We start from the raw sequence: 13,889 nt of genomic DNA, 5'->3' as shown, positions 1-13,889 counted from the left end.
CTTTCAAACCATAACCCTTACCGGACATCAAATGAGCGAGTGGACATTTTCATGGCATGATGCCGTCGGGTTCCTGGGCGTCGCATTATTGCTGGGCGCCTATGCAGCGCTGCAGTTCAAGAAAATTTCCGCCGACGATCCGCTCTACTCGGCGGCCAACGGTCTCGCCGCGTTGCTGATCGCTGTCTCATTGCTGTTCAATTTCAATGCCGCCAGCATGGTGATCGAGATCTTCTGGTTCGCTATCAGCGTCTACGGATTTGTCAGAGCCGTAAGGAAGCGAAACCCCAAATCCGACTAGTATTGGACGGCAGCGCAGACCATGGACCACCAGTCTGGCGGCGTATTGTCGCAATAGGGCGAGGGCGCGCCAAAGCCGACGGCGCTGGCCGGCCAGGCTGGGTCCTCGGGCGTGCGGGCGATGATGTGAACATGCAGCTGCGGCACCATATTGCCGAACAGCGCCGTGTTAATCTTCGCAGCACCAGTGACGGTCTTCAGAGCGGCACCAACTCGGTTGATTTCATCCCATAATTGGTCCCGGTCTGACGGCAGCAGGTCGAAGGTCTCCCGCGCACCCACACGGCGCGGAATCAACACCAGCCAGGGAAAGCGCGCCTCATTGCGGAGGAGAAGATCACTCAGCTTGAGTGAAATCGACGTCAGCGTTTCAGCTTCCAGGCGGTAATCACGCTGAAAAGTCGCGTGGTTGGACGTTTCGGTCGTAACTTCACTGTTCATTTTTCTGTCACACAGGTTAAGGTCGCGGTTCGAACGGTCACAGCAAGGGCAGGCTGCCCGGAGAAGCAGGAACTATTCATGCAATTTATTCTTATAATGACGGCGATCGGCTTTGTGGGGCTGGCGGCGGCGCTGTACATGATGCGCACCCACCCCAAGGGTCTCTATATCCTGTTCTTTGCCGAGATGTGGGAGCGATTCTCCTATTACGGCATGCGGGCGCTGCTGATCTTCTACCTGACCAAGCATTTCCTGTTCACTGAGGATGCCGCCTACGGGATCTACGGCGCCTATACGACACTGGTCTATATCCTGCCGGTCATCGGCGGCTATGTTGCGGACCGCTTCCTCGGCCACCGCCGCGCGGTGATGTGGGGCGCGGTTCTGCTCGTCGCTGGTCACGCCACCATGGCGATCGAAGGGCCGCCAACAGCGGTCGCTGGCGAAACCGATGGGACCTATCTGAACATCTTCTATCTGGCGCTGGCGCTGATCGTCATGGGCGTTGGCTTCCTGAAGGGGAATATCTCCGCCATCGTCGGCCAGCTTTACCCGCGCACTGACACGCGTCGCGACCGGGCATTCACGCTGTTCTATGTCGGTATCAACTCGGGCTCGTTCTTCGGCGCTCTCTATGCCGGCTATCTCGGTGAGACGTTCGGCTGGCAATATGGCTTCGGTCTTGCCGGTATCGGCATGCTACTGGGCCTGATCGTCTTCGTCATCGGCAAGCCGCTCCTCCAAGGGGCCGGCGAGCTTAGCGACGAAGTCAAAGCCAGCATCAAGGGCTTTGCCGGTATTCACCCGAATGTCTGGATCGCGCTCGGGACAATCATCCTGACGATCGGTGTCTGGTGGGTTGTCCGTGACCAGGACACCGTTGGCCTGTTGCTATCCGTCTTTGGCGGTCTGACTGTGGCGTATATTATCGGCAGATCCGTGATCACGCTGGAGGCGCATTCAAGGGATCGCATCTTTGCCGCGCTCTTCCTGATCAGCGTGCAGATCCTGTTCTGGGCGCTGTTCGAACAGGCGGGGTCGTCCCTGAACATCTTCACCGATGAGCAGGTCAACCGGAACTTCCTTGGATCTGAAGTGCCCGCGTCGGTGTTTCAGTCCCTCAACGCGATGTACATCATCTATTTCGGACCGGTCTTTGCCGCCGTCTGGGGCTTCCTGGCGTCAAAAAACCTCGAACCGACAACGCCGCAGAAATTCGGTCTGGGTGTCATTCAGGTCGGTCTTGGCTTCCTCGTTCTCGTCTGGGGTGCCAATGCGGCGGGTGATGGCCTGACGCCGGTGATCTTCATCTTCCTGATTTACCTGCTGCACACGACCGGCGAGATCTGTCTGTCGCCAGTCGGTTTGTCGGCCATGACGCGCCTGTCGGTGCCAAGCATGGTCGGTCTGATCATGGGGACCTGGTTCCTCGCCTCGGGCGCCGGCAACTTCGTGTCGTCCAAGATCGCGCAGATGACGGCGGTCGAGGGGCCGAATGGCGAAAGCATGGTCCTGAATGTCTACACCAATGTCGGCTGGCTCGCGGTCGCCGTCGGGGTGGGCCTGATCGTGATTTCTCCGGCCATCAATTACCTGATGCACCTCAAGACCCTGACCGACACCGGAACAGGTCTGAAGAAGGATCAGGGCAAGCTGGCCGAAGCACCGGTCGACCACATGCCTTAAGGCACTCTCGATCTGAGTTGAAAGCGGCCCTTCGGGGCCGCTTTTATTTTGTCAGGATGGTGCAGGCAGCATCGGCCAGGGCCTGAGTCGCGGCGATGACGCACCGGCCCCGCGGGAAGGCTTCGGTCACAGGCGCACCGTCCCAGGTGCAGACCACACCGCCCGCGGCTTCGATGACCGGCACGATCGCTGCGATGTCATGCCAGTTCAGGCCGGCCTCGATGCACAGATCGAGATGCCCCGAGGCGATGAGCGCGAACCCATACGCATCCAGCCCCTGCCGAACGATGCGGCAGGGCGAGGACACGGCGTAAAGGCGATCAAGTTCCTCATCGGTAAAATAGCTGCCCGGGCGCATGTCAGTCACAGTGAACCGTGCGTCCGGCAAGGAGGTGCACGATGATACGCTCGCAGGCTTTGATCCTTGTGGGGCAGAATACTCAGTGCCGTGAGCCTTGATACCGATCCAGCGCTCCTTCAGCCAGGGCTGATCGATAAGGCCACCGATCAGTTCTCCGTCGCGCTCCAACCCGACGAGCGTCGTCCAGACGGGAACGCCGGAAACAAATGCTCGCGTCCCGTCGACCGGGTCAATGACCCAGCGATAGCCGCTCGTCCCGGCGCGGGCGCCGTGCTCTTCGCCCAAGATCGCGTGATCAGGAAAGGTCGCTTCGATCCGTTGGCGGATAGCCGATTCGCCCTCCCGATCGGCGGCCGTGACCGGATCGTAGGCCGTGCCATCAGCGTCCGCGAGCTTGTTGACCACATCGCCAGTGCCGCGAAAGCGGGGCAAGGTCTCGGCCGCGGCGGCGTCGGCCAGTTCATGGAAAAATGCGCGAAGGCTGGAGGGATCAATCTCGGTCATGCGCGCTCATGTGGCCGAAGCCTGAGGCCCAGACAAGAAAAAGCCGCGGGGAGGAGATGTGCTCCTCAACCCGCGGCGTCAGGTGCGCCCCTCCCCCAAGACGACTTAGGCAGCGCCCGCGAGGGTCTTTGCCAGATCAAGAAGCCGGCGACGTGGCTCTTCTTTCAGATTGTAATAGGCCCGCACCAGGTCGATGGTTTCCTTGGCGGAGAACACTTCCGGCGCAATATATGGCCGATCGTCCATGACCCCGTCGTCGCCATCGGCGCCGACGAGCGCTTCCTGATCATCCCGGGACAGGCCCTCGAAAAAGTGGCTGACCGGCACGCCCAAGGCCTCAGCCAGCGCCCAGAGGCGTGACGCCGATACGCGGTTGGCACCGGATTCATATTTCTGAATTTGCTGGAACTTGATGCCGACGGCTTCAGCCAGCTTTTGCTGCGTCATGCCCAGAAGGCAGCGACGCTGACGAAGTCTTTGTCCGACATGAAGGTCGATGGGATGCACCATGTGCCACTCCTTTGTTCGTGTATGAGTGGAACACTTCAAGTTGTGTGCCGAAGGGCGCTCACACCCTCGGGAATTTCTTGAAAAAGTGTAAAACCCAACAGGAACAAGGGCTAGAAGCCAAGGATATCCACGTTGAAGGTCAGGCTGCGGTTCTCGTTAAACCCGTCACCTGTCGTATTATCGAACCTGTAGGCGAGCGAAAAGATGGTACAGTCGTCCCGATATTGGAGTAGCAGGCTCTGATTGACGGTTGTCCCGCTTTCAAGGTTCTCACGCCAATTGCCTCCGACCGTCCATTTGTCGGTCAGCTGATAGCTGAGCGCGGCAGACATGAACTCGTCGCGGCGGCCCTCGGCACTGAACTCAGGGCTTTCAACCCGCAGATAGGTGAGGGCGCCTGAGACGGGACCAATGCGCGTCCGGGCATTGGTTTCGTTCCGGCGCAGCGTCCCATCGGCCTTGTCGAGGCGGATCTTGTTGTCGAGCTGGAAGCGATTGCCCACCTTGACGCTGACATCGCCGACAAGGTCCGAACTGCGCTCGCCCAATCCGACATCGTCATCGAATGTCGTGCTGTCCTCGGCGCGGAACTGCTGGCCAATGGTCCCGGAGACTTCCAGGCCGTTGGTGTAGAGGGCGCTCGCAGTGACACCGACATTAAGGCGCTGTCCATCTTCCCACAGATCCAGACCGCTGGATTTGGAAGGGTCGAACAGGGTGATCGTGTCGAACTGGAAGAAGCCGCTGTCCTCATTGATGATGTCATCGGTGTAGTCCCGATCCGGGCTGAACACAGCCTGGACCTTGGGCTCGATGATGAAGGTCGCTTTTTCAGTGAACTTTGCGAGGGGATAGGTCCACTCAACGCCCGCAGTTGGAAGCAGCCGGGTGGTCTCGAACGTGTCGTCTTCACCTTCACGCGGCAGGTTCAGTCGGCACACGTCGTAATCACGGTCTTCGACGTTACAGGCCTCGATGCCCTGCGACACATCACTATAGCGGTAAATATCGGCGCGCATCTCGGCAAAGCCGCGCAGGCGATGACCATTCTGCGTGGTATAGCGCTTCTCGTATCCCGCTTTCGCGACGGCCCGCATGGTGTCGAGACCTTCGGGCCGGTTCAGATACAGCAGATTGCCTTCTACCTGCACATCACCGCCAATGACCGGGACCGGCATCCGCTGCTCGTGCCGGATGCGGGGCATGGCGTCGGCGAAGTAGTCATTGTCCTCGTTGAACCTAAGGCTCTGGAACATGAACGTGGAGATGTCCGTGAACGAATTGTTCGTCCGCCGGGAGAAGGACAATCTGTTCTCGAGGCGATCGGGCTGAACGATATCGATGGTCTCGCGCAGCTCACCCTGAGGCTGGATGTCATAGGTCCGCAGATAGCCCTTGTCCGACACAAGATTGACATCGTACTCGCCGCGCCAGTGGTCGCGGAATTCGCGATACCCGGCAGAGAATACATGCCAGCGCGGACCGGTGGGCCAGTCGTCTGGATTTTCGGTCGGGCGGCCGTTGCGGACCGAGTAGCCGGACAATGGATCGATGATACCCGCCTGCACCACGGCACCGCCATTGTGCCGCTGCACCCGATACTCGCCTTTTACCAGCGTACCGAGTTCGGTCATGACCCGCGGCGAGAAGGTGAAATCCTGATAGTCCGAGATGGCCCAGTAATAGGGGATCTCAGCCTCGAACCCGGCGCGGGTCGAGTTCCCGATGCTCGGGGTCAGAAAGCCAGATTTACGCTTGGCGCTGGGATCGGGAAACTCAAAATAGGGCGTGTAGAGAACAGGGACGCCGAGAACCTCGATCGTCGCATTCCGAAATCTGATTGTCTCGTCTTCCGTATCCTGCGTGACACGGAGTGCCTTGACTGCCCAGGTCGGGGTCTTCTTGCTTCCATCCTCACGGCACACACTGCAACCGGTGAAGACGGCATTGTTCAGATCATTGTTGCCAGATGAGCGGCGCACCACGGACGAGCCCGCCAGTCGCGTCTGTTTGCCGATGAGGGCGGAAAAATTGGCCGCCACGCCGTCTTTCAGGTCGCCGGTCAGTTCAACGGAGTCGGCAAAATAGCTCTGCCCGTCTCCATCAAAAATCGACACATGGCCTTCGGCGATGACGACATCGGTCGTCGGGTCATAGGTCAGGCGATCTGCGACCAGTGTCTGCTCGCCGAAAAAGGCGCGAACATTGCCTTCGGCGGTGACGGGAGAATTCTCATCATCACGGGTGACGGTGTCGGCGGAAAGAAGGACAGTTTCGCTCTCATTGGCGGTGGTCTCCTGCACGGCCCACGCGCCGGACACGCCGGTCAGGCCAAACGCCGCAACAGCCAATGCCTGGCGAGACACCTTCATGAGTTTCCCATCGTCCTTTTGACCCGGCCTTGCTGGCCGGTCACCTGTACCTTAGCGCCTAGCGCTGCGCGTGACTTATGACAATGAATTGGCGATGTTTTGCCGCCGGGCGTCAACCATCTTCGCGATAGAGAAGAAGGCTGGTGGCCAGCATCATGGCAAGAAGACCCGGCGCCCATGCGGCCAGCGCCACCGGGACAATTTCCACCTTGGCCACTGCCGTTGAAAACCGGGCCAGGATGAAGAGGGCAAAACCTGCCGCCACACCGATACCCAGAAGCCCCGCAGTGCCGCCGGAGCGGGTGTTCATGCTCAGCGCAAATCCGCAGGCAATAAGGGCCATCGCCGCCAGATTGACGGGCAGGGACCACAGATTCTGATAGCGGATCTGGTAGTCAATCGTCGACATGCCGGCGCTGCCCATGACGCGGGTAAAGGTCGGCAGCTCCCACACAGACAGCGCATCCGGCTTGGCCACATCTTCGCGCAGCGCGCGCAGGTCAATATTGACCACAAATGGCTGCGTGTCCTGCAGGACTTCTCCTTCACCGTGCAGCGTCGATCGGCGTGCATTGCGCAGATAGAAGACTGTCGGCGTCACGTCTGCGTATTCGGCATCCCAACGCTCGATGAACACGCCATCGAGGGTGCGCCGCCAGACGGTGACCCCGGACAAGCGCTGCTCATCGGGATCGTACTCCGCGGCCCGGATGATGGACGATGAATTGGCATCGGTCTGGCGCAGCCATATGCCATCCTGAAACTGCTCCAGAAGATTGGCTTCCTTGCCTCGCATCTCATTCTTGATGCCCTGCGCCCGGCTGGCGAGATGCGACGCAATGGGGTCAAGCGTGGTGACGAGCACCAGACCCATCATGAGCGCCAGCACAACTGGTGCAAGGACGATCCGCCAGACGGACAGGCCGGCAGCGCGCATGACGGCGACCTCTGATGTCTTGGACATCTGGCCAAATGACCACAGCGTCCCGAACAGGAAGACGAACGGGCTCATGGTCAGCAGGATCTGCGGGGTGCGGAACAGGGTCATCTGCACCGCTTCTTTCAGCCCGGCGCCCTCTACCTTGCCCACTTCGCGCATGGCCTCGATCAGGTCGACGGAGATCACCAGCATCCAGATGACCGTCAGCAGACCGAGAATCCCCATCAGCGTACGGCGCATCAGGTAGGTGAAATATTTCTTCGTGACGATCATGAGCTGGCCGCCTCCAACCCGTTCGGGTTGTCGAGGATACGGCCGATATCCGGTGCTGGCCGCCGCTTAACGATCCAGAATTTTCCGGCGATTACAGCGAGGGAGACGAGAATCGCGGCCGCTGGCAGGACATATTGCAGGGTGTTGAAGACCGGTCCGCCCGACCCTGCGTTCTGCAGGACATAGCCAACGGTGCGCAAAAGAATGGCTGCACCGATCGCCATCATAAGGCGCCGCGAATATCCCTGACGGGACACGGGCGCGGTCAGCATGATGGCGAGAGCGAGCGCCGCAAAGGCCATTGGATAAAGTGGCGTCGCCAGCCGCGAATGGCCCTCGGCCCGGAAGCTGTCTGCGCGCGAGGCGGCATAGGGGTTGGTCAGATCCGGGGCAAACAGCTCGGACAGATAGCGCTCCGTGCTCTCCAGATTGCGGCTGCGGTTCTCGGACTTGCTGAAGGTCGCCATGTCGATCGCTGTTTCGATGAAACGAAGGATCTCAGCGCGCCCCGTGTCCGGATCGATTTGCTGAATTGTACCGCGAACCATCAGGAGACGCGGCTGGCCGTTCACAAGTTTGAACATGCCGCGCTCTGCCGTGTAGGTGATCGGCTTTGCGCTATCGCGGCTGTCATGAATCAGAAGACCGATATATTGGTCGCCCGGGCGGACTTCCTCGGCGTAGACCGTGATGCCATCGCTGACTTCGGAGAAGATTTTGGAACGAATGAGCGTGCGGGCCACATCTGACCGCACCGATTCGACCGTTTCCTTCATCACCCTGTAGCTGCGCGGCTGCAGATCGACATTGATCAGCAGGACGACCAGCGACGCCATCACCGACAGAAGAAGGATGGGACGCGCCGTACGAAAGCGGCTGGCCCCGGCCGCGCTGATCACTGGCAGCTCATTATCCGTCGCCAGTACGTTGATTGCGTACAGCACCGCGCCAAGCATCGCGAAGGGAATGATGACACCGACAAGACTGGGGATCAGAAGTACCGTTACCTTGGTGAAGGACCAGAGCGATCCCCCATCCTCAACCATCAGGTCGACCCGTTGCAGGACCTGCGTCAGCCAGATGACCGCCGTGCTGCACAGCAGGATCATCAAAAAGGGAATGGCCCCTTGACGGAAAAGGTATTGGTCAAGGCGGTTCAAGAGCAACTCAGCCGTCGTCGGATGGATAGGACTTCACGTGGAAGAGTTGAGGGACTAGCACAGCGTCGCGCGCACGCCTAGCGTGCCCCTGATTACAGTTTTGAACGACCCTCGGAAGGTATTGTCGATGAAAATCAACTTCTCGTCCTCGCTCCCCCAACACGGCACCATCATTGTTCCTGTGCTGCAGGGTGGTCTTAGCTCGCCCGCCGTCAAACTGGTGGATGAGCAGTCCAAGGGGGCGCTCGCGCGGGGCATGAAGGCGGCGAATTTCAAGGCGAAGGCTGGCGAGAAAGTCATGCTGGCAGGGCCCGATGGCCTTGATGACGCGGTGGTCGTTCTGTTGGGCCTCGGCGATGGCAAGGGCGCGGTGGATGCGGTGGCGCTCGGCGGCAAGGCCCTGGCGGCGGCAGGCAAGGGGATCAGCCACATTTCGGTGGTGTCTGAAGGTCTGACCTACGCAGGCAAGTCGGGCGCGGACCTTGCTGGCAAGATTGCCCTTGGCATGATGCTTCGCCAATACGACTTCGACATTTATCGCAAGAAGACGGCGCCGAAAGATGCAGTCGCGCTTGAGGGCGTCACGATCGTGGCATCCGATGCCGAGGGGGCGACCGCCAGCCTCGATGAAGCCAAATCGATTGTTGCCGGTGTCAAAGTGGCCCGCGATCTGGTGACCGAGCCGCCAAATGTGCTGTACCCCGAGAGCTTTGCTGATCGTTGCCTCGAACTTGAAAAGCTCGGGGTCGAGGTCACCGTTCTCGACGTCGATGCGATGACCAAGCTCGGCATGGGTTGCCTTCTCGGTGTGGGGCAGGGGTCGGTCAAACCAAGCCGTCTTGTCGCCATGCACTGGAAGGGCGGCAAGGATGGTGAAAAGCCGCTGGCCCTCGTGGGCAAGGGCGTGACGTTCGACACGGGCGGTATCAGCATCAAGCCGGCCGGCGGCATGGAGGACATGAAGTTCGACATGGGCGGCGCAGCTGCCGTCACCGGCGCAATGCACGCCATTGCAGGCCGCAAGGCCAAGGCGAACGTTGTCGGCCTGATCGGTCTTGTCGAAAACATGCCTAGCGGAAATGCCCAGCGCCCAAGTGACGTGGTGACGTCCATGTCGGGCCAGACGGTTGAAGTCCTCAACACCGATGCCGAGGGCCGTCTGGTGCTCGCCGATGTGCTGGCTTATGCGCAGAAAACGTTCGAGCCATCGGCCATTGTCGATCTTGCAACGCTGACCGGCGCCATCATCATCAGCCTCGCTCACGAGTTTGGCGGCATGTTCACCAAGGATGATGACTTTGGTGCCGATCTGATGGCAGCGGGCGAAGAGACCGGTGAGCTGCTGTGGCGCATGCCCCTGACGAAAGCCCATGACGACATGATCAAGAGCGACATTGCCGACATGAAGAACATCGGCGGCCGCGAAGGTGGCTCTTCGACGGCAGCAGCCTTCCTGGCGCGCTTTGTGGACGATAATGTCAAATGGGCCCATCTGGACATCGCAGGAATGGCGTGGACAACCAAAGATCAAGACGTTTGCCCTAAAGGCGCAACAGGCTATGGGGTACGTTTGCTGGACGCACTGGTTCGCCGGTCGTTTGAACGCTAGTTAGTAATGGGCGGCGCGAGCGGATAAGTGTTCTTCGCGCTGTCGGTGACGAGATTGCCTCAAGACGCAATCCAAGGAGGGTCGCCTTGAATATCGCCATGCCTGCCAATGGCAATACTGTGCCCGGGGCCGTTATCGTGGGAGATATCGGGGGCACAAATGCGCGCTTTGGCGTGGTCGACGAGAAGGGACATGTGCGTCATCACAAGACCCTGAAGGTTGAGGACTATCCCGATTTCCATATCGCATTCCGGGACTATCTGGATCATCTCGATGACCGCCTGACCGCGGCCTGTTTTGCGGTGGCTGGCCCGGTTTCCGAAGGGCAGGCTTCCTTCACCAACTCGCCATGGCGCATCAACCGGCGTGAGCTGTGCAAGATGTTCAACATGGACGACGTGATGGTCGTCAATGATTTCGAGGCGCTGAGCCGCTTCGCGCTGACGCCGTTGCAGGATGACATTGTGTCGGTGAAGGCAGGTATGCCGATGATGGGTGCGCCGGTCGTGACCATCGGACCCGGCACCGGGCTCGGACAGGGGCTGGTCGTCCCGCATCGCTACCTGCCGGTTCCCGTTGCGGCTGAAGGAGGACACGTGGTCCTGCCCGCCACCAATGAGCGTGAACATGCGATCGTCATGGCCCTGAACAAGACTCTGCGCCGGACCGCATCGGCGGAAGATGTGCTCTGCGGCTCCGGCATTGTCCGCCTGCATCTGGCGATGGCGCTGTGCGACAATGTGGTGGCGGCGGAAACGACGCCGGCCGAGGTGACGGCCGGTGCGCTGGCGGGCGATGCCCGCTGTCGTGCGACGCTTGATCAGTTCTGCGCCTTCCTTGGCATTGTGGCGAGCAATGCCGTGCTGGCGACCGGCGGACGCGGCGGCGTCATGCTGGCTGGCGGTATTCTGCCGCGCTTCCAGGAGATCCTTCTGTCCAGTCCGTTTGTCGAGCGGTTTATCGGCCAGAGCGCAATGACCCACTATCTTGAGCAGGTACCGGTCTTCCTGCTGACCGCTGGCGATGCCGCCATGCGCGGTGCAGCAGCCATTCTGCGCGATCCGCACTAGCCCGGTTTTGCGGGCCTTGCGCCATCAGCCGTCGGCCGATGGCGTAAGGAAGCTTGAAATCACTTTCTTTTCGCCGTCATCGTCGAAATGGACCGTGACCTTGTTGCCCTCGTTGCGCTGGACCGTGCCGTCACCGAATTTGCGGTGGAAGACGCGGTCCCCGACCTTATAGGGCGATGATCCGGCTGCAGAGGAAGCGATCAGTTTCGCGGACCCTTCAATGGCCGGTGGGCGGCTGGTCCGGCGGGATTGCTGCGCCCGGCGCCAGCCAGGGGTATCGTAGCCATTCCGTGTCGAGAGCGCTTCTGCGTCAAACCGCGACTGGCTCGGCATGTCGCGTGCCTTCACCCCGTAAAGGCCGGGCTCGGAAATGACGTCTACATGCTCTTCTGGCAACTCATCGATAAATCGCGAGGGCAGGGCAGACTGCCACCGGCCATAGACCTGGCGATTGGCGGCGAAGCTGATCCGGCAGGACTCGCGTGCCCGCGTGATCCCGACATAGGCAAGGCGACGCTCTTCCTCGAGGCCGGCCTTGCCGCTCTCATCGAGGGATCGTCCGGAGGGGAACAGATCTTCCTCCCAGCCCGGCAGGAAGACGACAGGATATTCAAGCCCCTTGGCCGCGTGTAGCGTCATCAGCCAGACCATGCCGCTGCCGTCATCGTTGGTGGACCGCTCGGCCACAAGGCTGACATGATCAAGATAGCCGTCCAGCGTTTCGAACTCGGAGGCCGCCTGCACGAGTTCCTTGAGGTTCTCGAGCTTGGTGCCGCTCTGAACGCTCTTCGACTGGCGCCAGAAATCCGTGTACCCCGATTCTTCGAGGACTGTTTCGCTCAGGTCGCCCGGCGGGACATCGGCCGCCAATGCACGCCAGCGATGCAGCGACTCAATGAACAGGCGAAGAGACGTCTTGGCCTTGCCCTTCACCTCGTCCGTCTCCAGCAGGCGCTGCGCTGCTTCAAACAGGCTGACCCCGGCGGAACGCCCTGCGATCATCAGCGTCTGGAGGGCTTTGTCGCCAAATCCTCGGCGCGGCTTGTTGATGATGCGGGAAAAGCTCAGATCATCATCCGGGTTGCGGACAAGGCGCAGATAGGCAAGGGCGTCGCGGGTTTCCTCCCGCTCGTAAAATCTCGGCCCCCCGACGACCTGATAGGGGATACCGGCGGTGTTGAAGCGCTCTTCGAACGACCGCATCTGGAACGAGGCGCGCACGAGAACCGCGATGTCGGACAGGCTGCGGCCCTTGGATTGCTCCGCCTCGATATCGTCCGTGATCGTCCGCGCTTCTTCATCGGCGTCCCAGACGCCGCGCAGGCGGACGCATTCGCCTTCCTCCAGCGCCGTCCACAACGTCTTACCAAGCCGGTCTTCATTGCGACTGATGATCGAGGAGGCTGCGGCGAGTATCGACGGTGTCGAGCGATAGTTCTGCTCCAGGCGAATGACCTTCGCGCCGGGGAAGTCCTTTTCAAACCGCAGGATGTTCTCAACCTCGGCGCCGCGCCAGCCATAAATGGACTGATCATCGTCACCAACGACGCAGATATTGCTCGGTTCGTCCGTGCCCGGCCGTTGAGCCAGAAGGCGCAACCACAGATACTGGGCGACGTTCGTATCCTGATATTCGTCGACCATCATGTAGCGGAACTGCTTGTGATAGGTCGCGAGGATATCCGGCTGTGCCCGGAAAATGGACAGGTTGTGGACGAGAAGGTCGCCAAAATCGGCCGCGTTGAGACTGACCAGTCGCTCCTGATAAGCCCTGTAGAGGTCGATCGCTTTGCCATCGGCGAAGGTCCAGGCATCGTCCTTGGGGACCTGGGTCGGGATCAGGCCGGCATTTTTCCAATTGTCGATCACGCCGGCGAGCGCCCGGCCGGTCCAGCGTTTTTCATCAAGACCCGCGGCCTCGATGACCTGTTTGCACAGGCGCAGCTGGTCGTCGGTGTCGATAATCGTGAAGCTGGATTTCAGGCCGACCACTTCCGCATGACGTCTGAGGATCTGCGCGCCGATCGAGTGGAACGTGCCCAGCCACCGCATGCCCTCCACGGTCTCGCCCACAATGGCACCGATGCGATGACGCATCTCTCGCGCTGCCTTGTTGGTGAAGGTCACTGCCAGCAGCTGCCATGGCTGTGCCTTGCCGCTCGCCAGAAGGTGCGCCAGCCGAGATGTCAGCGCCTTGGTCTTGCCAGTGCCGGCACCGGCCAGCATGAGGACGGGTCCCTCCGTGGTGAGGACCGCCTCGCGCTGGGGCGGATTAAGGCCATCAAGATAGGCCGCATCGGCGGCAGGACGCGGCGCAATGCTGGCGGCAGCCCGGGCTGCCAACGAAGGTTTGGATGTCATTTCACTCCTATAACGCGCGACTATCCATCGCCGCCAGTCTTGAGATCCGCTTCGCAGGAAAATGGCCCGCATTGTGGAAAACTCCTCTCGCAACCGAAAGGATGACGAAATTCAATAGCTTGCGGGATGGTCGGTGATAGAACAAAAAAAGAACAATTGTTGACATGAGAACATAACAGGAACTATGATGATTTTGCAATCATATAGCGAGGGTACGATGACGCACTTCAAGGACATGCTCGGTTTCTGCGTTCTGCTTGGAATGATCTCGGGGGCAGCCTGCCTGTGCGGCGTGGTCTGAT

Annotated in this window: 11 protein-coding genes; 4 read left to right on the top strand and 7 right to left on the bottom strand. The window is 60.2% G+C overall.

What is annotated here, in order from left to right; translation table 11 throughout:
• The first annotated feature begins 31 nt into the window (after window positions 1–31).
• Entirely contained in the window at window positions 32–301 is a 270-nt protein-coding gene (locus RUI03_RS09050; protein ID WP_317287135.1) for a CBU_0592 family membrane protein, read from the top strand.
• On the opposite strand, the gene RUI03_RS09045 is transcribed toward RUI03_RS09050, so the two are convergent.
• Complete coding sequence (locus RUI03_RS09045; RefSeq protein ID WP_317287134.1) at window positions 298–741, bottom strand: HIT domain-containing protein; 444 nt, start codon at window positions 739–741, stop codon at window positions 298–300. The two genes, RUI03_RS09050 and RUI03_RS09045, sit on opposite strands and share 4 nt — an antisense overlap.
• Before the next feature lie 96 nt (window positions 742–837).
• Here RUI03_RS09045 and RUI03_RS09040 point away from each other — a divergent pair, with 96 nt between their 5' ends.
• Window positions 838–2,427 (top strand): peptide MFS transporter, encoded by a 1,590-nt coding sequence (locus RUI03_RS09040; protein WP_410795937.1) that lies wholly within the window; start codon window positions 838–840, stop codon window positions 2,425–2,427.
• A gap of 43 nt (window positions 2,428–2,470) precedes the next feature.
• Here the strand turns inward: RUI03_RS09040 and RUI03_RS09035 are convergent, their stop codons facing one another.
• From RUI03_RS09035 to RUI03_RS09015, 5 genes are all read right to left on the bottom strand, one after another.
• Window positions 2,471–3,292 carry an inositol monophosphatase family protein gene (locus RUI03_RS09035; RefSeq protein ID WP_317287132.1) on the bottom strand — a complete coding sequence of 274 codons (822 nt, stop codon included), beginning with the start codon at window positions 3,290–3,292 and terminating at the stop codon, window positions 2,471–2,473.
• Between the two features lie 105 nt (window positions 3,293–3,397).
• The gene (locus RUI03_RS09030) at window positions 3,398–3,802 is read right to left on the bottom strand and encodes a helix-turn-helix transcriptional regulator (RefSeq protein ID WP_317287131.1); all 405 of its coding nucleotides are present in this window, start codon (window positions 3,800–3,802) and stop codon (window positions 3,398–3,400) included.
• A 110-nt stretch (window positions 3,803–3,912) separates the two neighbouring features.
• Window positions 3,913–6,174: an LPS-assembly protein LptD gene (locus RUI03_RS09025; protein WP_317287130.1), complete on the bottom strand. Its 2,262-nt coding sequence runs from the start codon at window positions 6,172–6,174 to the stop codon at window positions 3,913–3,915.
• A 112-nt stretch (window positions 6,175–6,286) separates the two neighbouring features.
• Complete coding sequence (gene lptG / locus RUI03_RS09020) at window positions 6,287–7,387, bottom strand: LPS export ABC transporter permease LptG (RefSeq protein WP_317287129.1); 1,101 nt, start codon at window positions 7,385–7,387, stop codon at window positions 6,287–6,289.
• A complete protein-coding gene (locus tag RUI03_RS09015; RefSeq protein WP_317287128.1) occupies window positions 7,384–8,547 on the bottom strand; it encodes an LptF/LptG family permease in 1,164 nt (387 codons plus the stop codon). The genes lptG and RUI03_RS09015 overlap by 4 nt, the downstream gene beginning before the upstream one ends.
• A gap of 127 nt (window positions 8,548–8,674) precedes the next feature.
• Here RUI03_RS09015 and RUI03_RS09010 point away from each other — a divergent pair, with 127 nt between their 5' ends.
• Together RUI03_RS09010 and RUI03_RS09005 are read left to right on the top strand one after the other, a co-directional pair.
• On the top strand, window positions 8,675–10,156 hold the full coding sequence (locus tag RUI03_RS09010) for a leucyl aminopeptidase (protein ID WP_317287127.1): 1,482 nt from the start codon (window positions 8,675–8,677) through the stop codon (window positions 10,154–10,156).
• An 86-nt stretch (window positions 10,157–10,242) separates the two neighbouring features.
• Window positions 10,243–11,226, top strand: coding sequence for a glucokinase (locus RUI03_RS09005; protein ID WP_317287126.1), 984 nt, complete (start codon window positions 10,243–10,245; stop codon window positions 11,224–11,226).
• Window positions 11,227–11,250: 24 nt separating this feature from the next.
• Here RUI03_RS09005 and RUI03_RS09000 read toward each other — a convergent pair whose 3' ends face one another.
• Window positions 11,251–13,587, bottom strand: coding sequence for a UvrD-helicase domain-containing protein (locus tag RUI03_RS09000; RefSeq protein WP_317287125.1), 2,337 nt, complete (start codon window positions 13,585–13,587; stop codon window positions 11,251–11,253).
• Window positions 13,588–13,889 lie beyond the last annotated feature (302 nt).

This window comes from Parvularcula sp. LCG005, assembly GCF_032930845.1.
Taxonomy (GTDB): domain Bacteria; phylum Pseudomonadota; class Alphaproteobacteria; order Caulobacterales; family Parvularculaceae; genus Parvularcula.
The sequence above is the reverse complement of the archived record's forward strand: the minus strand, read 5'-3'. Positions and strand labels throughout refer to the sequence as shown.